Below are 26,112 nucleotides of genomic sequence, written 5' to 3'. Positions count from 1 at the left end.
CTCTTAACTGATTCCATTGATGAAATTTTCCACCATTCGTTTTCCATGTTCCGTATAAATCGATTCCGGATGGAACTGTAAACCGATCACCGGATATTCTTTATGCTGCATTGCCATGATCTCGCCATCTTTTGTCTGCGCCGTAACCGTAAGGCACTCCGGCAGATCATCCATCTGCACTGCTAAGGAGTGATATCTTGCCACTTTAACCGGCGATGTAATTCCTGCAAAAATTCCAGTTCCGTTGTGCATGATCTCTGACTGTTTTCCGTGGAATAACTCTTTCGCATAGGAAACTGTTCCGCCAAATGCCTCCCCGATACACTGATGTCCGAGACAGATGCCAAGGATCGGGATTTCTTTGTAAAATTCTTTTACCACATCCATACAGATCCCGGCTTCTTTCGGACTTTTCGGTCCCGGAGAAAGAACGATTTTATCCGGCTGTAACCCTCGTATCTCCTCAATCGTGATCTTATCATTGCGGACAACTTTTATATCCTGTGTAAAAGTTCCAATATATTGATAAAGATTAAATGTGAATGAATCATAGTTGTCGATCAGCAATATCATAAGTTTTCCTCCTCCACAAGCGTTTTTGCTAAAGCCATGACCTTATTGCAACACTCTCTGTACTCATTTTCCGGAACAGAATCTGCAACGATTCCGGCTCCTGCCTGTAAATAAACATTTTTTCCTTTTTTGATCATTGTACGGATCGTGATACAGAAATCCATATCACCGGAAAAGTCCACATATCCGGTTGCACCTCCGTAAAGTCCTCTTCTCACACTCTCTAATTCCTCAATGATCTCCATTGCACGGATCTTTGGCGCCCCGCTTAATGTTCCTGCCGGAAGAAAGGATGCTAACAGATCAAACGGATGAAAACTGCCTTTTTTCCGTCCCTCCACCATTGAGACGATGTGCATGACATGCGAATAATTTTTGACGCTCATAAAATCTGTAACCTTTACGGTGCCAAATTCGGAAATACGTCCCATATCATTGCGGGCAAGATCGACTAACATCACATGCTCTGCGCGTTCTTTTTCATCTGCAAGCAGTTCTTTGTGCAGTGCATCATCCTCTTCTTTTGTTTTTCCTCTTGGTCTTGTTCCGGCGATCGGGCAGGTAAATACACGTTTTCCCTGCTGTTTTACAAGCATCTCCGGCGAGCTTCCGATCACCTCAAAATCCCCAAAATTAAAATAATAAAGGTATGGGGAAGGATTTAATTCACGAAGTTCACAGTACAGATCAAATCCATCCTGTCCTGTTTCGATCGTCCAGCGCTGTGATAACACGGTCTGGAAAATATGTCCATCACGGATATACTGTTTGATCTTATTAACCTTCCCGCTGTATTCCTCTAAGGTATCTGATTTCTTTGTGATCACGCCATCCGGCACTAACCGTACTTCCGGTTCTTTCTGTTCCTGCATAGCTGTCTCGATCAGTTTTGCTGCCTTTTTTCCCGCTGCTGCTTTTCCTGCTTCATCATCCGATTCTAATATCACAGCCGTAAGTGTCTCCGCCACATGATCAACCACGATAAATTCTTTCATCAGCATAAGCTGGATTGTCTCGATCCCGATCTCATCCGGATTTTCTTCCGGCAGCACCTCACTGTATCGTACAAAATCATAACCAACACTTCCTACGAGTCCCCCGGAAAAATTCAGTTCTTCGTTATCCTTGCGGATTTCAAATTTGTTATAATATTCTTTTAATAATACGAGCGGATTTCCCTTTCTGATATCTTTTGTACCGTCCTTTTTTGTGATCACAAGTGACTGTCCTTTTGAAGAAATGATCTCCTCCGGCTCTACACCGAAAAATGTATACCGATCATAATTCTTATCATAACTTTCCAGTAAAAAACCTTTTTTCTTTCCGACCAGATTCCGGTACATCCCCGTTGCTGTCTCATTTACAATACTGACTGTTTTTTTGTAGACTCTGTAAATTCTTTTCATATCCTTCTCCATTCTTAAATCACCTGCTATTTGTTATTAATGGAACAAAGAGTCGCTTGCGACTCTTTCGCGCTCGAGCAGTGCTGTTTACAGCTAACTTCTTCTCCTCGAGATGCACATCCTGCCCGGAGGGTTTTTTATGTAATAGGGAATTTCAACCAAATTTCCTATTACATAAAAAAACGCCCCTGACCGGAATTTCTTCCGGTCAGGGGCGTTCTCACGCGGTGCCACCCTGCTTCGCCAGACATTTACGATTGTACTTAAACGCATCACGCCCAAAGTACATTTTAATTTATAGAATATAAATCCTTATGAATTAAAAAACGGATACTCCCAGGAACTGGAAATATCCGCCACCAATCATGTCTGACCTTATCCGACACAGAACAATCTTTTACTGTCCGATGTCTTCCCTCTGTAACGTGAGGACACGGCATCCGCTACTGACCATGCCATCCGGCACGCTGTTCACTTTGCTCTCGCAAACCCATTCCTTTCATATCCATCTGTCCGCTTCCACCAACCGCAGACTCTCTGTGAGATATCCTATGAAGTACTCTCTTTGCTCAATGATTTAACGTTTCTTGTTTTCTAAGTTGTCATAAGTTTAGCATGGTAAAGTGGTAGTGTCAAGAACTTTTTTATAAAATATCTTCCATTTATAACTTATTCTGATAGATAACACTTTTTTCTAATGTTTCCAGTATCTTCGCTCGATCTCCATCCCCGGAAACTGCTGTCCGATCTTTTTTTCATAAACTTCCATCAGCACATCTAAGTCTGCCTCTGTCAACAAATGACTTCCGTCACAGCCTAACACTCTCTTTACACACTCAGTCCTGTGACATGCTTCATCCACCCTTTTCCCTACGGCATGAAGTCCCATGACTATTACTACCCTGTCACTGCCCTCATACACTGCCGGTTCCCATTCTTCCGGTGCTTTCGCAGCTTTATGTGCAGCACCATCTGCCTCGACCAGAACAATATCAGCCTCTTTACATATTGCTGTAAGCTGCTCCGTGATTAACGCTTTAAATTTTTCCGGTTCTCTTTTGTACTTTTCTATAGCAGCTTCATTTCCAACCACATGAGTATCCCTTTTTTCACTATCACTTAAAATCGTACCACACACACATATTCTGCTGTTCTTAAACACCGCAGCGACTTCCTTCTGCAGCAGTTCACAGCTTTTCGTCCTGCCATCAATAAACGGCATGTCTTCTGGTATATACATATGCGTTGTGGTTGTGATAAGAACTTTTTTTCTTTCACCTGCAAATACAGTAGCATCCTGATAGATGCTGCTGGTCTTTCCGCCGGCTCCGACATAAGATATGATATAAGACATTCTTTTCTATCCCACTAACCGTCCATAACAATTAAACAATATTCTACTGTATCATCCATTTTATCGTTATTTCATAATCTGTACTATTTGCTTTTTGTAAAATATATACTTGCAATGGATATTCTCTTTCATGAATAATAATTTTTTTATCAGCAAAATTATATAGTGTTTTAATTTCGGGTTCATAAGGTCTGATACTATTTTTTAATTTCAATGAAACCAATGTTGAAATATTCTTTTTTTCCTCAGAAATTAATCTCTCAAGCTTCTGTGCAACTGCCCTGAACTTCTCTGGTTCAAAACTTTTCGTCACAATCCCAACATGCTCCTGTTCTATGTATCCAGCATCTTTGTAATATATCAGAAACGACTTTTTATGCAGTAACTCTGCATGAATCTGCTCTACAAAATCATGAACCTCATTTATAGCTGTTATCATTGCTTCATCTCTCATTAAATTATCACTAAACGCTGAAATATTACTTTTCACATCAAAAACAATAGACCTTATTTTTTTATTATTTTCATCAATAATACATGCTAAAACATCTGTTGTTTTACAGCCTTCTTTTTCTGTTCCAGGTCGTCTATACTCATTTGCATAAATCCCATACTGCCCTTTCCGTAAAACAATTTCCATGTTAACAATCTCTTTTGCACTCTGATGCTGTTCAATGAATTTCACAGTTTCAGTTTCATTCACTCTGTATAAATTATTCTTCTCGATAACCTTGGACGGATTATATAAACGGAAGCTAAGATTTATCATCTATTGCATTTCTCCTAACTGTTCTGCTTCTTCGTAAAGACGTAACGCCGACTCTGTAAACAAATCAAACTGATACCCCGTTTTTTTATCCGGCTTTATTTCCTTTGCGACACTTTTTCCATTTGGCTGATTTATAAATTCATATACAAAAAGTTTCTCTGGAGAAACCAGATCCTCTTTTTCCATGCCAAATCGCCGTACTATATCCTCTCCATTTATTTTGGCGATTTCTGATAAAACGTATAAATTATTTAATTTTGATACAAACGTATCACTATGCGTACTTATCATAAGCTGCATGCCATTATTATTCAGACGATTAAAAAAACGTACTAATTCTAACTGTTTTTGTGGATGCAGACTTGCCTCTACTTCATCTATAATTAATCTGCCATATGCATTTTGTGATGTAATTGCCAGAATAAGCGGTGCCACCTCATTAATCATGGAGGAAGCTAAATACATCGGTACCTTGTCTTTTTTATCTTTTGAACTATAAGAAAAAATTCCCTGTTTGTCTACATTTATCCGACCTTCTATGATATGTTCTTCAAAAAAATCTAATTCCTTTTGAAATCTTTTGATTCTTACATCCTTTTGTGTATAGGTTTGTAAAAAACGCAAAAATTCATATATCGGCTGTGTCAGGCTTGCAAAATTTTTCTGATTTTCAACGATCTGATTTTCCTCTACTGTAAATGACAATTCCCTGTCTGTTTTGTTTGCAAAAAATTCTCTATATAAAAGTAATAATCCTGTCCTTGATGCAGGTAAAAACAGACTATCAGGCTCAATAATAGAACAAAATGAATTTTTTAGTAATCTCATTTCATCCTTGACAATCGAACCACTGATGGATATTGGCTTCAATACTGTTTGTTCTGTATCTTTTTTACTAACAATACAAACAATTCCCTTATTCAATTTATGAATAAAGTCAACCGTCACAGGATTAAGTTTCTCATACCACTCTATATGCTCCGCAGACTCTTCTTTTTCAATATCAATCAAAGCAATATTATATACTGTTTCTTCCATTAAAATATCAATATATAATCTTCCAATAGGAATTTCCTTTCCAAATATTTCTTTGACAATATTTTCTTTTTCTAATGCCAGTTTCGCGTTAATATACTCCGTTAACTTCTCTGCATTTTGACAATTTAACACATATTCCTTATATGCCTCTCCTTTATTCATTAATAAGGAATCAAATATTGTTTCGTCCAGCATATATGAAATTTTTTTATTTATCCCCTGCACAAGCTGCATTAGAAAAGTCTTTCCACTATTATTTGGACCAACTAAAACAGTGTAGTTATTTGTACAAATTTTTGCACGTTCAATTTTTGCAAAATTCTCTACGCCTATCCAAATATGCATCCTTTTCTCCTTAAATTTCTAATTTTATTGAATCTTTTTTAATATTATAACTCATTCTTCCTATTTTAGACAATTATAAATTTTCTTTCCATCCTCTATGCCTATTTTTCAAACTCTTTTGGAACTTCTTTTAACAGTTCCCGGATCTTAAGATGCTGCGGACATACTTTTTCACACTTGCCACAGCGGATACATGCAGGTGCCTTCCCGTTATGTACCGTATGTACCTGATTATAGTAATAATCAGCATTCCAGTCATGGAACACATCTGCAACCGCTTTTACTGCTGCCATCTCCCTCTCATCCAACGGCTTAAAATCCTTCATATAGCTCAAGTTGTCGTTCATCTGTTCTAAATTGCTCATGCCGGAAAGCACCATGCGGATACCCTCAAAACTTGCTGCAAAGCGAACTGCATAGCTCGCTGTACTGCCTCCATGCAGATCATCCAGGATCTTTTTTGCGTCATCCGGCAGATTTACCAGATTTCCTCCCTCCTTATGTCTGCTGGTCAGACATTCTTTTAATGCAAGTTCACTCTTTTCACCCAGATACCCATGTGCAGTATCAAAGTAATTAAATCCCTGCTCCAAAAATAAGTCTACCATTTTTGTTGTTTCTGCAATATCAACATCTGTTCCGTTCTCCATCATCGGAAGCCGCATACAGCCAAATCCAAAATTTTTCTTTACCTCATCAAAATACATCTCGCTTATCCCTCCTGTATTGAAATATATTTCTGTGTGCCCAAAGAATTTTTGTATAAAATCATAAATGAATTGCCCGACAAATGCTGGTTTGTGGTTAGCTTGAGTTACCCGGCGAAGGGTGGTTTTGCAGGTCTTTGAGTGGCAAATTGCATCAAGCCGGGACTGTTTTGTTCCGTTGTACGAAAATAAGGCAAGTCTAAGTCAGCCTGATTTAATGTTTCTCGGAGTGACGTGTGCGTCTTAAACGCCCCGTCCAGGGGCATTAAGACTTGTGCTGCCGTCCGTGGCAGCACAACACTGTGTTACGAACAGGCAGACTAAGATTGCCTAATTTTCTCCCAAAGTCACAAAACGAATCCCGGCTTGATGCGATTTGCCAGCCGTAAGGCTGTGAACCACCCTTCGTTGGGGAACTCATTTTACAACCTTGGGGGTGCGTAAATTTTTAGTGTTTTGTGTCTGAATCTGATTAAAAAAAGATTTCCAAATAACTATATTCAATGGTTTATTATTTGTTTGACAACACTGGCAAAAACCTCGATATATACCACTATGCCCATATTTATTGCCATACACATTTGAAAAAATATTCTGCGTTATTAATCTGGCAATTTACGAAAAATTTCATGTAATACAATGCAGCAGCTGAAAATTTTGGAAAGTCATCAGGCTAAATATTAATGATACAGCACATTAGAATTTTAAGCATATTTTTATTCGTGCGAATATCAAAAATCCACACCTACGCCCCCGAATTTTGAAATGAATCGCCCACCCAAATGGTGTTCACAACCTGACGATTGGCATCTTGCGCAAAGCCGGAGCTGATTTTGTGACTTTGGGAGAAAATTAGAAAATCTTAGTGTGTCTGTAGATACACAGTGATGTTCTGCCACGGATGGCAGAACAAGGCTTCACGAGCCACGGATGGCTCGTTGAACGCCGGTCACGTCACTCCGAGAAAATCTAACTCAGACACACTTAGACTTTTCTTATTTTCGTACAATGGAACCAAAATTAACTCCGGCTTTGCGCAAGATGCCACTCACAGACCTGCGACACACCATTTGGACGGGCGACGCATGTCAACCACAAACCAGCATTTATTGAACAATTCCTATCATTTACATTATAATACCTGTAGTCCACTTCAAGTCAACATTTGATTTCTAAAATGTAATAGTAAATTCCTGATTCCCCCATTTTATATAACAAAGAGTCGCTTGCGACTCTTTCGCGCTCGATCGGGCTGTTTACAGCTAACTTCTTCTTCGCGAGATGCGCATCCTGCCCAGAGGGCTTTTTGATTCATAGGACATAATTTCCTATGAAGATTCGGGTGTCAAAAGGTGGTTCATAATACAGTGTTGCGTTGCCACGGATGGCAACACAAGTCTTAATGCCCCATGGACGGGGCATTTAAGACGTACACGTCACTTATAAGAAGTTTAAAATCCGGTAAACATAGATTTTCTTATTTTCGGACAACGGAACAAAATAGGCACGGCTTTGTGCAATCTGCCAATCAAAAAATTAAAAAACACCTTTTGACACCCGAATCCTATGAATCAAAAAACTGCAGCACTCATAAATGCTGCAGTCCGCTTTCAAAAATCTATTGCGCTTTTATATTTTCTTTATCCACTGCCTCCATAAAATACATCCGTGCCCCGAAATCCTGAAAATACCTCACATTTTCATTATATCCATTGCCGGAAAATGCCGGTTTCAGCTTCACACCTCCATACATCAGGGTATCTCCGTATGCTGTGATATTCTCTGTCTCTCCATCCATTTTCACAAACTTTGCAACCAGATTGTGTGCAATGGAATCCTGTCTGATATGAACCGGTGAAACGGTATTGACCAGATCTCCAAAATCTTTGACATTATATTTCAGGGGACGGTTGTAAAAATGATACTCTTTTTCTTCGCAGAGTCCCTGTGGTTTATAATATCCATACTGCGTGTTTGGCACGACAAGCTTTTGCATGACGAAGCCGACCGCCTTCGACTGATCCGGCGAGACGCATGTCCATTCCGTCACATTGCCGTCATCATTCCATAGCACGCTGTTTTTTCCAAATGTATCTGCACTACCATTTCCCGTAAAACTTCTGCCACGGTAAAAAGTTCCCTGCTGCAGTACGCTGCGCCATTTTTTATAGAGAGTTATCTGCGCTTTAACAGCTTCTAAGTCTTCTTTTTTCAGATCGCAAAAATTACACTCATATCCAAGCACACCGAATGCAGCCACTGCAAATCTTGTCTCAAGCGGCGTTGTGCGCAGTGTCTGATGGTTCGGGCAGCCTGAGACATGTGCGCTGACTACCGACATTGGGTAACCGTAACTGTAACCAGTCTGAATCTCGGCACGGCAGAGTGCATCCGTATCATCACTTGCCCAGATCTGTGGAAAATAACATAAGATACCGAGATCAAAGCGGTTACCGCCTGCTGCACAGCCCTCAAATAAAATATCAGGGAATCTTGCCGTCAGTTCTTTCATACAGCGGTAAAGCCCCATCACATAGCGGTGAGCTGTCTCCCCTTGTCTCTCCGGGCTGATACCCTGTGAAAAATAATCTGAAAACGTGCGGTTCATATCCCATTTTACATAGGAAATATCTGCGGAGGAAAAAACACGGCTCATCTCTTCAATGATATGATCCTGCACTTCTTTTTTGGTCAGATCAAGGATTCTCTGATTTCTTCCTTCCGAATGTGCCTTTCCCGGAATTTCAATCACCCAGTCCGGATGACTGCGGTAAAGATCACTGTCTGTATTGACCATTTCCGGTTCCACCCAGATACCAAAATCCATGCCCAGTGCCTTTATCTTATCCGCGATCCCTTTCAAACCACCCGGCAGCTTTTTAGAATTTGCCTGCCAGTCACCAAGCGACTTTGTATCATCATCACGTTTTGCAAACCAGCCGTCATCCATGACAAACAGCTCAATGCCTGCTTCTTTTCCTGCTTTTGTAAGTGAGAGCAGTTTTCTTTCATTGATGTCAAAATAGGCAGCCTCCCAGCTATTTAAGAGTACCGGACGCTCTTTTTTCTTCCAGACACCTCTTACAATGTGCTCCCGCACGAACCGGTGCATATTCTGGCTCATGACATTATAGCCTTTCCATGCATAGGTCATCACTGCCTCCGGTGCTTCGAAGCTTTCCCCTGCTTCAAGCGTAAAGCAGAAAGACTGCGGATTGATCCCGGATACAATTCTTACTTTTCCAAAACTTCCTACCTCAGCAGCCTCATAGTGGTTGCCACTGTAGATCAGGTTAAATCCAAAACATTCTCCCTCGTTCTCTGTGGTATGTTCCGTTCCAAGCATCACAAATGGATTCGCACGGCTTGACGATGTTCCCGTATAAGAAGAATTTACATATTTTCCCGGCACCAGTTTTACATCTGTATGCCCCATCTCACGTGCCCATGCTCCATGAAATGATGTAAATATATAGTCGGCAGGCTCTAAATCAAGCTGTAAACTCATGAGACGGTTTAACTTTACTGTATCTTCACTCTCATTGATCAGTTTAGCACATCTTGTGATCACATCGCAGTCCTCATAAACATAATAATGAAGTTCTAATACAGCGCCGCTGTTTTTATCACGCAGTGTTACACAAAGCCACTCCACTTCGCCCGTTTCATCATACGATCCCGGGAGCGTCTCAAATTCATCCTTTCCGGTTCCCTGCTCAAATTTTTCAAACAGGAAATCAGATGTCATGCTTCCATCTGAAAGCGTAAGTTCCACAAACGGTTCCCTGATATCACCTTTCCCGAAAGAAGACATCTCCAGACAGACATCCTCTAAGGAAAACTCAGGATGCCTGCTGTCATAAATATTGGTATTGCCCGGAGCAAATGCATGCTGCTCTGTCAGTCCATCTATTGCAGAATGTATTTTTCTTCCATAATATAAATGCTCTAAATGTCCGGTTTCCATCACGCGGAACAAATAGGAAGTGTGCCTTGTATGCAGGGAAAATAACTGATTGTCAACTTTGATCATGCTTTTTTCCTCTCCTTGATCTCTTTTGCGATTTCTTCTATTTTCTGCTCACTTAAAATATATTTCTTATGAAAATAAAATACTGCAACAAGTAAACCTGCGATCGGGAATACTGTCATCGTCAGACGCAGCCCTGCAACAGAGCTTCCTGCCACTGCAACTGCCGCCCCTTCCGTATTCTGACTTAAATTGCAGACAGTCAGGCAGATGGATGCAACAAGAGCAGCTACACCGGAAGCAAGTTTTACAACAAATGTCTGCATGGAAAAGATCACGCTCTCATCTCTTCTTTGATTCTTCCACTCACCATAGTCGACCGTATTGGCAAGAAATACTGTTGTAAGTACAGATAACATTCCGTTTGCGGAAAAGATAAAAAATGCCGGCAGGAAAAGCAAGTACAGGTTTGACATATTGACAAACATTAAAATCAGAAGAACCGCATATCCTAAAATCGCCATCACAAAACTTGCATAAAATACCTGGATCGTTCCCAAAAATTTACGCAGTAACGGGAAAAACAGCATCATTGCAAGAATCTGCATTGCCCCGCCAAATGTATTAAATAATGTATAAGCGTTGTACCAGCCGTCACCGCCAAAATCATACTTGAAGAAATAAATAACAAGATTTGATGTAATGTAAATCGAACAGTTGATCAGAACGATCGTCACAACAACGGTCATTGCCTGGTCATTCTGCAGCAGGGAACGGAACATCTGACCAACCGATGGTGCTTCCACATCCACAGTAGACTTTTCCTTGATATTTAAGCATGTGATCAGGATAAACAGGAAAAATAAAACTGCAAGCACAAGTGCAAACCATTTGAAACCAACACGCTCATTTCCCTGTCCTAAGACATAGACACACTTCATCGTAATGATCGTCACGATCGCAGAACCAACTCCGGCACAGGAACGCGCAAGTGTGGAAAGTCCTTCTCTCTCTTTTCCGCCCTCCGTGAAAGCCGGGATCATAGACCAGTACGGAATGTCCATCATGGTATATGTGACGCCCCATAAAATATAGGTCACTGCTGCATATGCCACTAATCCGTTTCCATCAAATTTTGGCGGAGCAGAAAACATCAGATATAAGATCACTGCATTTGTCAGTGTTCCGACAAACAGCCACGGACGGAATTTCCCCCATTTTGTACGCGTTTTAGCAACCACCACACCCATAATCGGATCGTTAAAGGCATCAAACACACGTGCCGCCATAAGAATGATTCCCATCGCGATCGCACTGACCCCTAAAACATCCTGATAATAATATAAAACATAACTTGCCGAAAACATATAAACCATATCTTTTCCGACTGCCCCAAGTCCGTATGAGACTTTTTCTTTTCCTGTTAATTTCATAAATCCTCCTTGTTTTTCGGAGAAAAATGCGAGCCCTCTGGCGAGCAGAGGATTTTCCTCCCTTGTTTTCCGAAGGAAAATGCGAGTCCTCTGGCGAGCAGAGGATTTTTTTCCTTCCTAAAATTTTTTCTGCTTCATCGAAAATGCAAGTTCCACGACCTTATACGCCCCATCGTAGATTCCTGCTTCTTTATTTTTGACAATGTTGTCACACATATCACAGAACATTGTTTTTTCCTCTAAAAACAGCTTCATCATCTGAAGTGTGTGTGGAATATCCCTGCACTCTAATGTGCCATCCCCGATCTCTGCTGAATGGATAGCACCCCACTGTTCATGACCGCCAACACGTTTGATAAAAAGTTTTGGTACCGGATAAAATGAAAGTTCACTCGGCTTTGTGACGAGCACATCGCAGCTTCGCATCAGAAGATTCGTGCAGTATACCGCTTCAAAAATATTTTCATGCCAGAAGCCGTGGATTCCAATAACATCACCCGTAAGTGCATCCTCTGCAAACTTTTTCGTATCTTCCCAGTCATTGAAATGTTCCTTCGCATAATGTTTCATCTCCGGGATCTCTTTTAAAAGTTCTTCCCATACATTGCGGTAATCACCGACATTTACATAAAGTGCTGCTTTCTTTTCCTTGATCTGTGGCAGTAAATAACGGATGATTTCTGCAAAAATCTCTTTCTGTGCACCTGCACCGCCGATGGTTAAAAGGAAACGCATCGGCTTTCCTTCTTCTTTTCTCTTTTTTCTTACAGCACAGTCTGTTTCAATATTGCTTACAAGCTCATGGTCGATGTAATGTCCCGTGTAAAAAAGTGCATCTTCCGGCATCGGACTTAACACATCATTTTCCTGCATGCCGTTTAAAATACGGTATCCCTGATATGCATAATGTGTCTGCACTGTGTGGATACTGCCTTCTGCCAGATGAAGTGCCATCTGCCAGTTGTCAGGAATTGCATTGACCACATATTTCATTCCGGCGTGAAGTGCTGCCTGTGCCGGCCATACATGCGTTGCGACAACCGGGATATCTTTTGGGATATTTGCATACACCGGAGCCATCAGTTCCGCATTTTTCTGGTCAGCGGCATTATAAGTCAGTTTACGGAATCCCTCATAGTTCATCGGCTCCCATACCAGACGGTTAAAAAGTCTGCTCTTCTGGGACAAACGGGAACCCATGGAATAAAGATCATTCTGCGCACTGATCACCTTTGTGCAGGTTGTCTGACCATAAGAATTTAAATCCATCCAGTATGGCTCATACCCAAGCGCATGCGCTGCGGAAGCAATCGCCATGGAAATGCGGTAATGACCAAATCCCATACGGATGTTTCCGACAATGATTCCTTTTTCCGTATTAAAATCCGCTGTACCTTCTTCGCCTACACGGATATCTGAAACACCGAGCTCCGGTCCGATATACGGATTTGCCTGAATCGAGGTCGGATAAATTTTTGTGCTGTCATCTCCGAATTTACGAATAAATTTCTGTTTTGACCGGACTGCTTTTTTATAAGCTCCCGGTGCAATGTTGTTTCCAAAAATCTGTTTTGATCGTTCTGTCATGGTACGATCTATCCTTTCTTTTCATAGTGTGTCGTTATTTTTTATATCCGGCAGTCATCTGCCTTTTTTGATTTCAAATTTAATAGTCTGTTCATCCATCTGAGCCGCTTTGACCCTCAAAATACCAACGCCCTCTTCTCCTGTCGTCTTGATATAAGCACCGCCCATGCCTCCCTGCAAGGAAATGATCTTCGGACCGATAATTGCGATTGGTCCCTCCGCGGATAACACAACCGGCTCTTGATAAAAGTTAACGATATTATTATTCTGATCCAGTGCACGGATACGGATTTCTGCGGCATCATAAGTATGTTCTTCAAACAGGCTCTGATGATCCGCTTTTGCATATAAATGCATGGATGTGACCGGTTCTTTTCTCACCGTTTTTACCACTTTTCCATCCTTTAGCGCCTCAAACCGGTAGCTCGTCGAAGTACCTCCCCAGTCGCCGATATAACGGTTATATAAAGCCACCGCATCGGTCGGTTTCATATGATAAATGAGTATCAGTTTCAGTGCCGCAAGGTATACTCTTTTCGGCAGATCAGAAAGCCCATACCGTGCTGCCGCATTCAGGATATACTTTACTTCCCTTTCCTGTGCAGGTTTAAACTGCTCCCCTTCTGCGATGGCATCCCCGATAAAATCATCCAACGCGATCGGACCATGCAAAAGATTTTTATATGGTGAACCGGATGTGTCATACTCTTTTATAAAACGGTCATTTTTATACATCCTCACGCTGTCTGCATTTGTAAAGATCCAGATTGTTCCCCGGTTGCATCCAGGATGTTCCCCGATATCCATGGAAGAACTAAGTTCCAGCACAGGTTCCTTATCCTGCTGACATGCATAGACAGCCGCTGCCAGCTTCGGATTGCGGAACATATCCATCACACCGTGATAACAGATACGGTCGCCACTGCCAAAATCTTTATGTGTATTATAATCAAACATACACCATCCAAAACTTCCTGCGATATCCGCCTCCCCGGCAACCGCATCCAGCACACTTGCATGGCGCATCGCATGCCACACACGGTGTTCTTCCCAGTCATAGCTTTTCGTCGGATACATATGTCCGTTATATTCGCTGATAAGATACGGTTTGTCATTGTCAGACGTAACAGCACTTTTCTTCTCGCATCCGTGGTTTGTTCCGTTGTGGCTGAAATCATTGTATGTGTAAACATCCTCCAACAGACTGCTCTTTTTATGTGCCCGTACACCCCCGGTTTGTCTTGTCTGATCCAGTTCATGTGCCATGCGGTTTGTCTCCCGGTAAAGCGCATCATCATCACCTGATTCATTGATCCGCACACCCCACAGTATCACAGACGGATGATTACGGTACTGCAGCACCATATCTTTTACATTTTCTACCGCCTGTTTTTTCCAATTTTCATCCCCAATATGCTGCCAGCCCGGTATTTCAGTAAATACAAGAAGTCCGATCTCATCACACCTCTCCATAAAATACTGACTCTGCGGATAATGGGAGGTTCTTACTGCATTGACTCCCAGTTCATTTTTTAATATATCTGCATCCAGTTTCTGCATGGATTCCGGCATTGCATAACCGACATACGGATAGCTCTGATGGCGGTTCAGACCACGCAGCTTTACTTTCCTGCCGTTTAAATAAAAACCATCCTTTAAAAATACCGCTGTTCTGAATCCAAACAGCGTAACGTTCTCATCCAGAATATTTCCATTTTGCAAAAGTTCTGTTTTCACTTCATAGAGTACCGGTGTTTCCAGATCCCAGAGTTTTATGTCCGATATCGGAAAGGAAAGCTGCGTTTTTGCTGCTGCCGGGCTCTCGCCAAGCAGTCTGTAGTTTTCCGTGCCGCGCTCTCTGATGCTCTGCCGGATAAACAGATCTTTCAGACGGTTGGTTTTTCCGCTGCTAAAAACATTTATTTCAGAGATCAGCTTAGTATCTGCTATCTGCTCTCCGTTTTTTTGTATTTTACTTTTTTCGATATCGCTGTGTAGAAAAATATCTGCTAAATAATTTTCATTTTTAAGATCCACATAAACTTCACGGTAAATTCCACCATAAGTCATATAATCGATCACATATCCGAATGGTGGGATATTCAGGTTTTCTCTGCTATCTACGCGAACCGCAAGCACATTTTCTTCCCCGATCCGTAACTTATCACTGAGTTCGATAGAAAATGCCGTGTAGCCGCAGTGGTGTTCTCCGATCTTTTCTCCATTTAAAAACACCTCACTCTCATGTGCGATTCCTTCAAACGTTACGATCACAGTCTGATCTTTCCATTCCTCCGGTGCGAAGAAGTGTTTTCTGTAACAACACTGCATCTGATAACTGCTCTCATCAAAATAATGAAATGGTGTCTCCCTGCAGGTATGCGGCAGTCTCACACTCTCCCATCCATCATCCGGATATGCATTCTCTCTCATCTGCTTTTCATAGGATTCATGAAATTTCCATCCATCATTCCAGTAAATGCGTTTTTCCATCGTCCCTTTCACTTCCTTTGATCACATTTTTCCATCTGCAACAATTCCCTGCACTAAAATGGTAACTACTTCATCAAGACCATCCTGATAGGAAATTCCATTCGAAATCAGAATATCTCTCTGGAAAAACTGCTCTAATGCTGCTTCTAACATCATTTTTACAATCGGAATCTGCACCGGTCTGATCACACCCTCTTTCATTCCCTGTTCTAACAGAGAAATAGTGGTCTCCCATCCTGTCTCTAACCGTTCTTCCACATGTTTGTAAATATTCGGGTACTTTTCCCGCAGCAGATAAAGCTGTCTGAAATCAACTTCCCTGTAACTCTCAGGCAGAACGCCTAAGATCGCACGTATTTTCTCAAGAGTGGAAAGGCTCTCATTCTCTATCACACTTCTCTCGCTCTCCTTGATCGAATCGAACAAATAATCTACCATCGCAAGAAAAAGTGATTCCTTATCACGAAATACGGTATAGATTGTTTTCTTACTCATGCCAAGGATTCCTGCCAGATCATCCATGGTAAATTTTAACCCCTTTTGATTAAACGCCTTTAGCGTTCCCTCTAAAATACTCTCCCTTAATTCCATCACAGTCTCCGTTTCTTTTTTGTACAAGGAAACTATTTTTATTGTTTCCGTTTCCTATATTGTATCATCCCGGTTCCGTGTTCGCAAGAAACTAAATTACTAAAAATAGTTTCCGTTTTTTATCTATTTCTTCCAAAAAACAGGAATTTCCGTTACAGTTCGCAGGTAAACTGTGAACCGTAACGGATTTCCGATAAAATGCAGGCACGTTAAGATTTTGTTTTTGCAAATATAGCAGGATGTGAGTATAATAGGCAGTGGATTGTAATGAAGGAGAACTCATACTATGGAAAACGACCATATCAAACATATATTAGAACAATTAGAATCAGGAAAACTTACTGCTTCTGATGCTTATGACCAGCTAAAGCTGGCACCTTTTGAGGATCTTGGTTATGCCAAGGTAGATCATCACCGCGAAGTCAGACAGGGAGCACCGGAAGTGATCTACGGTGCCTCCAAAACAAAGGAACAGATGGAAGGCATCATAGACAGCCTGCTCTTCCACTGCAAAGAAAATATTCTGATCACAAGGCTTTCTGCTGAATCTGCCGAATATCTCTCCAAGCGGTTTGATCTCTTTTACGATAAACTCTCAAAGATCGGTATCGTAAACCGCACGGAGCATTTTTCTGCTGACGGCACGATCGTTGTTGCCACCGGAGGTACAAGTGATATCCCGGTCGCAGAGGAAGCCGCACTGACCGCCGAAGTACTCGGCAATCATGTCATCCGCCTTTATGATGTCGGTGTTGCCGGTCTGCACCGTCTGCTCTCAAATATGGAACTTTTATCAAAAGCAAATGCAGTCATTGCAGTTGCCGGGATGGAAGGCGCACTTGCGAGTGTCATCGGTGGTCTGACAGACTGTCCTGTCATCGGTGTTCCGACAAGCGTTGGCTACGGTGCAAGTTTTGGCGGACTCTCTGCACTTTTGTCAATGCTTAATTCCTGCGCCAGCGGCGTTTCAGTCGTAAATATTGACAATGGCTTCGGTGCAGGTTATCTTGCCAGTATGATCAACCATCAGGCATCTTAAATGCTGGTTTATTTATGAAATAAATCGCCCGCTCAAATGGTGTTCATAACCTGGAGGCTGGCAAATCGCATCAATCTATGAATTTTATAAAAAGGACAGGTATTATCTATGAAATCACTTTATATCGAATGTAATATGGGTGCTGCCGGTGATATGTTAATGGGCGCACTTTACGAACTCTGCGATCAGAAAGAAAAATTTTTATCTGACATGAACCACGCTTTTACAACTTATGGCGTGACGCTTTCTGCGGAACCTGCGGTAAAATGTGGTATCCGTGGTACTCATATGAAAGTAACTGTAGATGGAAATGAAGAACATTCACATGATGTACTCCCTGAGCATATACTTGGACAAGCGGATATCCATAAAGAGGGGGTTCAACAGCATTTTCATGAACACGCTCATAATGAAGATACGCAACAGCATTTACATAAACACACTCATAATGAAGATATGCAACAGCATTCACATGAACATCCTCATCATCACGCACACACCAGTTACACTCAGATTTTAGATCAGATCCACACTCTCCCATTCCCATCACCGGTAAAAGACTCTGTTGCAGCGATCTACCGTCTGATTGGGGAAGCGGAATCAAAGGTACACCACTCCACGTTAGATCAGATCCATTTTCATGAAGTCGGATCAATAGATGCACTTGTGGATGTGACCGGGTGTGCATACCTTCTGTCAATGCTTGCCCCGGAAACTATTTTCTGTTCCCCGGTTCATGTCGGAAGTGGATTCGTACACTGTGCCCACGGCACACTCCCGGTTCCGGCACCTGCCACCGCTGAACTTTTAAAAGGGATTCCTTTTTACAGTGGAGATATTTCAGGAGAACTCTGCACACCAACAGGCGCTGCCATTTTAAAGCATTTTGTGACATCGTTTGAATCCATGCCGCCTATGAATGTAACAGAGATTGGTTACGGCATGGGAACAAAAGATTTTCCTGCCGCCAACTGTGTACGTGTATTTTTCGGTGAATCCTCCGCGCCTTCCCAATCGGCGCCATCTTATGATGATTCTGTACTGTCCATCTCCTGCAATCTCGATGATATGACAGGTGAGGCTGTCGGATTTGCAACAGAGCTTCTCTTACAGGCAGGTGCCTTAGATGTATACACGATACCGATACAGATGAAAAAAAATCGTCCCGGTATTCTTCTGACCTGTATCTGTGAGCCAAAGAACCGGGAACGTATGACCTCTTTATTCTTTTTGCACACCACAACGCGCGGCGTGCGCTATCAGGTGTTTGACCGTGCCAAACTTACTTCTGAAATTGAAAACCGTCATACCCTTTATGGTGACGTGCAGGTTAAAAAAAGCTGTGGATATGGTGTTACAAAAGAAAAAGCTGAATTTGAAGACTTAAAAAAAATTGCTGCAGACAACAACTATGAGATATCGCTTGATCAGATCCGACGAATGATAAAATAAATTCGACTCTTCATTTTTCAGGAAGATAAGCTACTCAACAAATGCTGGTTTGTGGGTGATATGAGTTTCCCTGTGTAGGGTGGTTCTGGGGGGGTACGATTGGCAAATTGCATCAAGCCGGGACTCGTTTTGTTCCGTTGTACGAAAATAAGAAAGTCTAAGTATGCCTGATTTATATTGTGGCGGAGTGACGTGTGCGTCTTAAATGTGCCATCCGGGCACATTAAGACTTGTGCTGCCGTCCATGGCAGCACAACACTATGTTACGAACAGGCATTCTAAGAGTTTCTAATTTTCTCCCAAAGTCACAAAAGCAATCCCGGCTTGATGCGATTTGCCAGCCGCAAGGTTGTGAACCACCCTTCGCGTGGGAACTCATTTTACAACCTTGGGGGCGTAAATTTTTAGTGTTTTGTGTCTGAATCTGATTAAAAAAAGATTTCCAAATAACTATATTTAATAGATTATTATTGGTTTGATAATACTGGAAAACCTCAATATATCCCATTATGCCTATGTTTATTGCCATACACATTTGAAAAAATATTCTGTGTTATTTGGTCTGACAATTTACGAAATAATTCATGTAATACAATGTAGTAGATGGAAATTCTGGGAAGTCATTAGGCTGAATATCAATGATACAACACCTTAGGATTTTAAGCATATTTCCATTCGTGCGAATATCAAAAATCCACACCTACGCCCCCAGTTTTGAGATGAACCGCCCACCCAAATGGTGTTCATAACCTGGAGGCTGGCATCTTGCGCAAAGCCGAAGCTAATTTTGTGACTTTGGGAGAAAATTAGAAAATCTTGGTGTGCCTGTCTATACATAGTGATGTTCTGCCACGGATGGCAGAACAAGGCAGCATCGAGTCATGGATGACTCGTTGTTGCCGGTCACGTCACTCCGAGAAAATCTAATTCAGGCATACCTAGACTTTTCTTATTTTCGTACAACGGAACAAAAATTACTCCGGCTTTGCGCAAGATGCCACTCACAAGCCTACGATACACCGATGCCGGAACATATTTCCCAATCTTAGGTAATAATTTTGTTAAAAGAATCACTCCGATTATAACCATCATTGCAACTCCTGCCCAGACTGCATGAGGTGCATTATTTCTAGTAATAAAATATGTAATTAAAGCCGCTGCCAGAGACACTCCACCGGAGATTTTATCGCTTTTTATCATATCTATCGCTGCTTTAGTCAAAATAATTCCGACTCCAGCCATCATACCATATGCAACATCCTCACCTATAAAATCTACAATCTTTGTCAGCAAACCAAAGGCTCCTATAAGTGCCATGACTGCTCCGCCTATAAAAATCATAGTGCATCTTTCTGACCGGTTCTTTCCGGCAGTACCTGCATATGTGATTGTTTCTGCCTGAAACGATATTGGAGCAACACTCTGAGTCACCGTATTTCCTATTGCACCGACAAAGAATGCTAATGCCGTAGGAACTGATGCAAAACCATAAGCTAATGCTAACAGACCTTGTGGCAGTCCATTCAAAACGACACCTATGATTGCTAATAAATCTGTTATGATATCATTCATTACTATCTATGAATTTCACTTTTGGGTTTTTAATCTTTTACAATATACTATTGAGCAGTGACCTTTAATTTTGCTTTTTCAATCGCTTTATTCTCATACATATGCTTATCTGCCTTATCAAATAAGGTTTTCATAGTACATTCTGAATAATCTTCTGAGAAAGCATATCCATATGCATAACTGACTTCTACCTTATGAACATTCTCATTGAAACGCTTTACTTCACTATGCACATCTTCCATAATAGCCAAAATCTCTTTCTTTGTTGTTTGCGTGATAACAGCTATAAATTCATCTCCACCATATCTTCCTACAAAATACTTCGATGGTATGGAATTTCTTAACAGTTTTGCAAAATTAGTTATAATCTGATCTCCTACCGCATGTCCATAAGTATCATTTGCCAGCTTCAGATTATTCAAGTCAAACATTACAAATCCCATAGGTTCCGTTATATACTCACAGCTACGAAGCATTTCCTCACATTTGCTCTTATTAGGAAGTCCCGTCTGCAGGTCAACATAAGCTTTTTTCTCCAGAACTTTATTTTTGTTTTTAATTCTAATATCCGCTATTGTTTGCTGGATAATTATCAGGACAAGCATAATAATATCTAAAATTGATAGTATCTCAACCACTCTGATAGTTCCAGCAACTCTTTCAGAATATATTTCAGCTGATGTGACTGTTTCATCTGCCATATTAAAATATGTTTCACTTATAGCAATAACATCTGTTGCTTCATATCCATTTTCCCTTACTGATAAAATTTCTTCTTTTAACTTATTCCAATATGATATCTGTTCATCCAGCTTGTTCTGATATGTTCTATCTGGGAGGCTCACAAGACTGTATCCTCCATTCCCATATTTAAGTCCATTCAGAATATCATCAAGATCCGCAATCATTTCATCATCTGACGTTCCGGTAATTTCCAGCTTTACTTCCCGCTGTGTTGCTCCTCTGACTAATCCCGCATAATTGATAACTCTTGCAGTTCCCTGTATTTTTCGTATTTCCAACATCATAATAATAACCAAAACTGCCAGAAACAGTACAAGTACTGTCTTTAATATATTAGCTATCTTTTCTTTCATATCTCTATCACCTTCAAATAATTCCCATTATTATTTTCTATTTTTCAGATTTTCTTTCAAATATGTACTCATGATCTGATGATATGTCATCTCTGAACACATAGCCAAGTCTGTTAAAGTTACTGATGCTCTCTGGTTTTTCTATATGGTTTTCTGCCATATATCTTACCATTTCGCCTCGTGCCATCTTTGCATATGTGCCTTTTGTGATAAGCTTGTCTTCTGACTTCTCACAGAATGTAATCGTTATATACCTGTCTTTATGCGACAGATATTTTTCAATACATTTAGAGTATTCCTTTGAAGCCAGATTAACAATGATTCTGCTGTCATCTATCAATTCCCTATATAGATTATCTCCCCAGAAATCATACAGATTCTTTGAGCCCCCTATGGCAGCCTTTGCCTGCATCTCAAGGCGGTATGGAGTAATGCCATCCAGAGGCTTTAATACTCCATAGAATGCTGACAATATTCTCAAATGTTCCTGAACATAGTTAAAATGTTCCTCTTCAAAAACTATCGGTGCCATATACTGATATGCAATTCCTTCGTATGCTAAAATTGCTGGTGTAAGATTATTTTCCATTTTTATGGAATTAATTCTTTCTATATTCTGTTCAGCAATCTTGTCATTGCACTTCCACATTTCCTTGAGTTCTTTTTCAGACCTGCCCTGTAGCCATCTAAGAATCTCATCTGTTTTTTCTTTGAATACCGGTTCACTTAAGCTTTCTATACTGTCCGTATCCACTTTAATCTTTTTTGCGGGTGATAATATAATCTTCATCAGCTTAATTCCTGTAACATTTTTTCTGGATCGTCAGCAGCTTTTACCTTATCATTGGCTTTTATGATAACACCTTCTTCATCAATAAGGTATGTTGTTCTGACCACACCCATTGATATCTTTCTGAAAATCCACACGCCTGCTTTGTGCAGCCCGGTGTATTATCTTTTGGGTAAAAATATAGTATCACTTTTTTCCCAAGATACTCACTCAATTTATGTAATTCTCCATTTTGGTCTGGTAATTCAAAATCTGGTGCTTTTGTCCCTATCTCTAACATTATATTATCCTCCAATCTTACAGGTCATTCATTTTATTATTCTGACATTCTGGGCAAATTCCTTTAAAAAATATGTCATGGCTTATATATTTCATACCATGTGCATCTTTTATTTTCTTTTCAATTTCTGATATAACATCCATGTCAACATCAAATATTTCTCCGCATTTTACACATTCAACATGATAATGATTCTCAAGTGTAAAATCAAAGCGATCAGAGCCATCCGGAACTTCTACTTTTCTGACTTTTCCTTCCTCTACAAGTATACCAAGATTTCTATATACGGTTCCTCTTCCAATTGATGGATATTTATCCCTTATAAATGTGTATATCTGATCAGCTGTTACATGACGATGCATCTCATTTACTGCACTTAGTACCATATCTCTTTGAATCGTATTTCTAATTGTTCTCAGTCCTCCTTAATAAGATTTAATCTTAATTTAGATTTTATGTTGTGGTTCTTACTTTGTCAACAGTAACCGAACTCTAATTGCTAGATTCTAATGTCAAACTTTCAGAGTTCCCTTACATTGACAAGCTTTTCCGTTGCAGTCTTAATCAGCTTCGGGTACCTGATCATAAAGTTATCCTGCAAGCCATACCTCTGATTATCATACGATGCCTTTAACAGCTTCAATCTCTGCACATCATTGTCAATCTCCATCTTTTCCTTGATTAACGGATTGCCTGTGGCAACCGCCTTAATTTCAGCATAGGAAAGTGTTGCTTCGTCGATATCCTCACAGCTTCGGCTTACCGCCTTGCTTGTCATTACCTGACTGATAAAACGCTGCTTATTTTCCACAAGTGACCAGTTGTATGCATCAAATGTTCCTTTGGTGACATATCTGTAGATTGCCACCTCTTCATTTTCGTTGCCATAGATTTCGATAAATGGTTTTAGGTCTCTTCCATTGTTTCATGACAATTACTCTGATTTTATGTCTCAACCATTCCCCGAACTCTTCCAGAAACTGCTTCATCATTCCAATTCTGAAATAATTTATCCACCCTCGTACAATCTCGTTTACTCTTTTAATTGTAACTGCAAGTGGTCTCGCTACCGCTTTACCTCTTTTCAGATATTCGCTCAGTTTCTTTTTCTTTTCATTGGTCGGTCTGACTTTCCATTCTGAACCATTCTTCAGGAATGTGAATCCAAGATATTTACTTCTTGTCGGTCTTACCACTTTCGTTTTCGTAGCATTTGCTTTCAGGAATAGCTTCCTTTCTAACCAGCTACAAATGGATTTCATTACTCGATTGGCTGCTATCTCACTTTTGGTGAATATCAACACATCATCGGCATACCTTGTGAAACGAAGTCCTCTTTGCTCCAGTTCTTTATCTAACTTATCAAGATAGACATTAGAACATACAACCGAAAGCGAACCACCCTGCGGTACTCCCGTGATAGTCGCTTTTTCCAGTCCTTTTTCCATTACTCCTGCTTTCAGATATTTCCGAATCAGATTTAATGTGGTACTATCGTTTACTTGCTCTCTTAGTATCTGGATTAACTTATCATGATTTACTCTGTCGAAAAAAGTCATTTATTATGACAAGTCGCTAGCAGAGCAGTTATATGATAGTAAATTTATCGATTATCATAGTGAGTTTTTTCGTGCCGGAATAACTGCTATCATCAAAAAATGGCTTAACAACGGTTGTAAAGAAACACCAGAAGAGATTATGGAAATTATCGACAGCGAATACAAAAATAGAATTTAATACAATTTATAATCCTAAAATAGGTTTGAAAAAAAAAGTCCAGCCAAGAGTTCTATCAAAATGATTTTGTTATAGCTCTTAAAGTATACAGGAAGCTCCTGTTTCCTTAAAATGCGCAAAAAAGAGATATGCACCTCTGTGTCATATCTCCATAAATATCGTTTCCTCTTGCGCAGATATTATTTTATCAAATTAAATACTTTTCTTGCAAAAGACATTTTTTATAATATTTTCCATATGATATATTGTGATTTTTCACATCAATAATGATATTTTTTTCGATTGATCACCAAAAAGACTGCACCCAGAACAAGTGCTAAAAATTCTGAAACAACCACCGAATACCATATCCCATGTATTCCAAATATTAACGGCAGAAGCATGACTGCTCCACTTTCAAATACCAGGGTACGCAAAAATGAAATCAGTGCGGAAGTCAGCCCATCATTTAATGCAGTAAATAATCCGGAGGTCAGTATACCAAATCCCATAAAGCCAAATGACAGTGCAAAAACCCGGAACCCGGACAAGGTAAGCCGGTAAAGCTCCTCATCATATCCAACAAAAATCTTTGCAAGTCCTCCGGCAAATATCTCCGCAGCAATCACCATAATTATACCAAATGTGCCAACAATCACAATACTTTTACGTATCAGGTTCTTAAGTTCATCTGTATTTTTCGCTCCAAAATGGAAACTGATCACAGGTGACGCCCCGATTGAAAAACCAACAAATACTGCTGTAAAGATCATACTGACATACATCATGACACCATATGCTGCAACACCATTCTCGCCGGAATATTTCATCAGTTGGGAATTAAATAAGATTGCAACAATACTCATGGATATGTTCGTCATAAATTCAGAAAGTCCATTGGAAGTTGCCTTAATCAATACTTTTCCTTCAAACTTCGTCTCTCCAAGTCTTAATATACTTGAATTTTTTCTCAGAAAATAAATCAACGGGATCATACCTCCTGCAATACATAAAATGGCAATCCGATCAGAATGACCCTTCCATAAATCACACAATTTTCAAGCAGCTCTCCCTTAGCTCCTAACATACCTGCAATATCGCGGATAAAACAAAATCCAAGCAACGCTAAAATAATTCCAAGTGCCGCAGCACTGTATACCAGTAATGAAAAATATTCATTTGCCTTTTTCCGGTCCCCTTCCCCATAGGTCAGGGCTACCAATGCTGTACCACCTGTTCCAAACATAAAACCAACAGTTCCAAGGATCATAAGTACAGGCATGATCAGGTTAATTGCTGCAAACGGTATTTTCCCGGCAAAATTAGAAATAAAGAAACCATCCACCACACTATAAATAGATGTAAAAATCATCATTGCGATCGAAGGCAGTGTAAATTTCAACAATTTCCGGTAAGAAAAATGATCTGATAATTGAATTTTCACCGAAAAACTCCTTTATAAATTTTCTATCTGTTTTCTGAATGAATCGAGGTATTTTTCCATCAGATCCATAAATATCTCAACCTGCTCCTTTGTCCAGGATTCAAATACACCCGTCTCTGCAGCAAAAAGTCTTGCAACGGTATTCTCTGCAAATCTCTCTCCCTCATCGGTAAATGAAACCATTTTTGACCTGCCATCCATCTGTTTTAAATTGATAAAATGCTCCGCTTCAAGGTGTCTGATTGCAGAATTGATCGTCTGTTTACTGATACCTGATGTTTTATATATATGACTGAGCAGGCACTCACCGCCTGCATCATATATGGTATATAGCACGATTGACGCACTGTCACTGATTCCAAATTTTAACGATGACAGATGATACAATGAATCTATCTCTGATGACAGATAATTCATTTTATGAACTTCATTTCTATAATTTTTATTCATTTCTTC

The 26,112-nt window shown here is 40.3% G+C and carries 22 protein-coding genes and 2 pseudogenes; 3 read left to right on the top strand and 21 right to left on the bottom strand.

Features of this window, described 5'->3' with window-relative positions; all coding sequences use genetic code 11:
• Positions 1 to 3: 3 nt before the first annotated feature.
• The 11 genes from ACDD58_RS12590 to ACDD58_RS12540 form a co-directional block, all read right to left on the bottom strand.
• On the bottom strand, positions 4 to 573 hold the full coding sequence (locus tag ACDD58_RS12590) for an aminodeoxychorismate/anthranilate synthase component II (RefSeq protein ID WP_370777757.1): 570 nt from the start codon (positions 571 to 573) through the stop codon (positions 4 to 6).
• Positions 570 to 1,991, bottom strand: a complete 1,422-nt coding sequence (gene trpE / locus ACDD58_RS12585) for an anthranilate synthase component I (RefSeq protein WP_370777755.1) — start codon at positions 1,989 to 1,991, stop codon at positions 570 to 572. Before trpE ends, ACDD58_RS12590 begins: the two co-directional genes overlap by 4 nt.
• 682 nt (positions 1,992 to 2,673) lie before the next feature.
• Positions 2,674 to 3,333 (bottom strand): selenium cofactor biosynthesis protein YqeC, encoded by a 660-nt coding sequence (yqeC, locus tag ACDD58_RS12580; protein ID WP_370777753.1) that lies wholly within the window; start codon positions 3,331 to 3,333, stop codon positions 2,674 to 2,676.
• Between the two features lie 43 nt (positions 3,334 to 3,376).
• Complete coding sequence (locus tag ACDD58_RS12575; RefSeq protein ID WP_370777752.1) at positions 3,377 to 4,102, bottom strand: hypothetical protein; 726 nt, start codon at positions 4,100 to 4,102, stop codon at positions 3,377 to 3,379.
• Positions 4,103 to 5,485, bottom strand: a complete 1,383-nt coding sequence (locus ACDD58_RS12570) for an AAA family ATPase (RefSeq protein ID WP_370777750.1) — start codon at positions 5,483 to 5,485, stop codon at positions 4,103 to 4,105.
• Positions 5,486 to 5,586: 101 nt separating this feature from the next.
• Entirely contained in the window at positions 5,587 to 6,192 is a 606-nt protein-coding gene (locus ACDD58_RS12565) for an aldo/keto reductase (RefSeq protein WP_370777748.1), read from the bottom strand.
• Between the two features lie 1,618 nt (positions 6,193 to 7,810).
• The gene (locus tag ACDD58_RS12560) at positions 7,811 to 10,225 is read right to left on the bottom strand and encodes an alpha-galactosidase (protein WP_370777747.1); all 2,415 of its coding nucleotides are present in this window, start codon (positions 10,223 to 10,225) and stop codon (positions 7,811 to 7,813) included.
• Positions 10,222 to 11,595 carry a glycoside-pentoside-hexuronide (GPH):cation symporter gene (locus tag ACDD58_RS12555; RefSeq protein WP_370777746.1) on the bottom strand — a complete coding sequence of 458 codons (1,374 nt, stop codon included), beginning with the start codon at positions 11,593 to 11,595 and terminating at the stop codon, positions 10,222 to 10,224. The genes ACDD58_RS12560 and ACDD58_RS12555 overlap by 4 nt, the downstream gene beginning before the upstream one ends.
• A 117-nt stretch (positions 11,596 to 11,712) precedes the next feature.
• The gene (locus ACDD58_RS12550; protein ID WP_370777744.1) at positions 11,713 to 13,182 is read right to left on the bottom strand and encodes a hypothetical protein; all 1,470 of its coding nucleotides are present in this window, start codon (positions 13,180 to 13,182) and stop codon (positions 11,713 to 11,715) included.
• Positions 13,183 to 13,236: 54 nt separating this feature from the next.
• Positions 13,237 to 15,675: a glycoside hydrolase family 2 TIM barrel-domain containing protein gene (locus tag ACDD58_RS12545; RefSeq protein ID WP_370777742.1), complete on the bottom strand. Its 2,439-nt coding sequence runs from the start codon at positions 15,673 to 15,675 to the stop codon at positions 13,237 to 13,239.
• Between the two features lie 21 nt (positions 15,676 to 15,696).
• Positions 15,697 to 16,266: a TetR/AcrR family transcriptional regulator gene (locus tag ACDD58_RS12540; protein ID WP_117919048.1), complete on the bottom strand. Its 570-nt coding sequence runs from the start codon at positions 16,264 to 16,266 to the stop codon at positions 15,697 to 15,699.
• Between the two features lie 286 nt (positions 16,267 to 16,552).
• On the opposite strand from ACDD58_RS12540, the gene larB reads away from it, so the two are divergent.
• Complete coding sequence (larB, locus tag ACDD58_RS12535; protein WP_117919046.1) at positions 16,553 to 17,305, top strand: nickel pincer cofactor biosynthesis protein LarB; 753 nt, start codon at positions 16,553 to 16,555, stop codon at positions 17,303 to 17,305.
• A 108-nt stretch (positions 17,306 to 17,413) separates the two neighbouring features.
• The gene (gene larC, locus ACDD58_RS12530; RefSeq protein ID WP_370777740.1) at positions 17,414 to 18,757 is read left to right on the top strand and encodes a nickel pincer cofactor biosynthesis protein LarC; all 1,344 of its coding nucleotides are present in this window, start codon (positions 17,414 to 17,416) and stop codon (positions 18,755 to 18,757) included.
• 903 nt (positions 18,758 to 19,660) lie between these two features.
• Here the strand turns inward: larC and ACDD58_RS12525 are convergent.
• From ACDD58_RS12525 to ACDD58_RS12495, 7 genes and pseudogenes are all read right to left on the bottom strand, one after another.
• Positions 19,661 to 20,329, bottom strand: coding sequence for a SulP family inorganic anion transporter (locus tag ACDD58_RS12525; RefSeq protein ID WP_118209045.1), 669 nt, complete (start codon positions 20,327 to 20,329; stop codon positions 19,661 to 19,663).
• Positions 20,330 to 20,376: 47 nt separating this feature from the next.
• Entirely contained in the window at positions 20,377 to 21,426 is a 1,050-nt protein-coding gene (locus tag ACDD58_RS12520; protein WP_370777738.1) for a diguanylate cyclase, read from the bottom strand.
• A gap of 37 nt (positions 21,427 to 21,463) precedes the next feature.
• Positions 21,464 to 22,216, bottom strand: a complete 753-nt coding sequence (gene yaaA, locus ACDD58_RS12515; protein ID WP_117922567.1) for a peroxide stress protein YaaA — start codon at positions 22,214 to 22,216, stop codon at positions 21,464 to 21,466.
• Positions 22,216 to 22,496: pseudogene (locus ACDD58_RS12510) on the bottom strand (peroxiredoxin). The gene yaaA and the pseudogene ACDD58_RS12510 overlap by 1 nt, the downstream one beginning before the upstream one ends.
• Positions 22,497 to 22,513: 17 nt before the next feature.
• Positions 22,514 to 22,915: a Fur family transcriptional regulator gene (locus ACDD58_RS12505; RefSeq protein WP_117922566.1), complete on the bottom strand. Its 402-nt coding sequence runs from the start codon at positions 22,913 to 22,915 to the stop codon at positions 22,514 to 22,516.
• Between the two features lie 107 nt (positions 22,916 to 23,022).
• A pseudogene (locus ACDD58_RS12500) lies at positions 23,023 to 23,382 on the bottom strand (helicase); the annotation flags it as partial.
• The gene (locus ACDD58_RS12495) at positions 23,369 to 24,055 is read right to left on the bottom strand and encodes a reverse transcriptase domain-containing protein (protein WP_370777736.1); all 687 of its coding nucleotides are present in this window, start codon (positions 24,053 to 24,055) and stop codon (positions 23,369 to 23,371) included. The gene ACDD58_RS12495 and the pseudogene ACDD58_RS12500, both read right to left, overlap by 14 nt.
• On the opposite strand from ACDD58_RS12495, the gene ACDD58_RS12490 reads away from it, so the two are divergent.
• Positions 24,039 to 24,233 (top strand): TetR-like C-terminal domain-containing protein, encoded by a 195-nt coding sequence (locus tag ACDD58_RS12490; RefSeq protein ID WP_370778749.1) that lies wholly within the window; start codon positions 24,039 to 24,041, stop codon positions 24,231 to 24,233. The genes ACDD58_RS12495 and ACDD58_RS12490 overlap by 17 nt on opposite strands.
• Before the next feature lie 260 nt (positions 24,234 to 24,493).
• Here the strand turns inward: ACDD58_RS12490 and ACDD58_RS12485 are convergent, their stop codons facing one another.
• The 3 genes from ACDD58_RS12485 to ACDD58_RS12475 are packed head-to-tail and all read right to left on the bottom strand — an operon-like array spanning position 24,494 to position 26,106.
• Positions 24,494 to 25,198: an MATE family efflux transporter gene (locus ACDD58_RS12485; protein ID WP_370777734.1), complete on the bottom strand. Its 705-nt coding sequence runs from the start codon at positions 25,196 to 25,198 to the stop codon at positions 24,494 to 24,496.
• Between the two features lie 5 nt (positions 25,199 to 25,203).
• The gene (locus ACDD58_RS12480) at positions 25,204 to 25,656 is read right to left on the bottom strand and encodes an MATE family efflux transporter (RefSeq protein WP_330414572.1); all 453 of its coding nucleotides are present in this window, start codon (positions 25,654 to 25,656) and stop codon (positions 25,204 to 25,206) included.
• A 12-nt stretch (positions 25,657 to 25,668) separates the two neighbouring features.
• Positions 25,669 to 26,106 (bottom strand): MarR family winged helix-turn-helix transcriptional regulator, encoded by a 438-nt coding sequence (locus tag ACDD58_RS12475; protein WP_370777732.1) that lies wholly within the window; start codon positions 26,104 to 26,106, stop codon positions 25,669 to 25,671.
• Positions 26,107 to 26,112: the final 6 nt, after the last annotated feature.

The organism is Roseburia sp. (genome assembly GCF_041325975.1).
In the GTDB taxonomy this organism is placed as follows: domain Bacteria; phylum Bacillota; class Clostridia; order Lachnospirales; family Lachnospiraceae; genus Roseburia; species Roseburia rectibacter.
The sequence above is the reverse complement of the archived record's forward strand: the minus strand, read 5'-3'. Positions and strand labels throughout refer to the sequence as shown.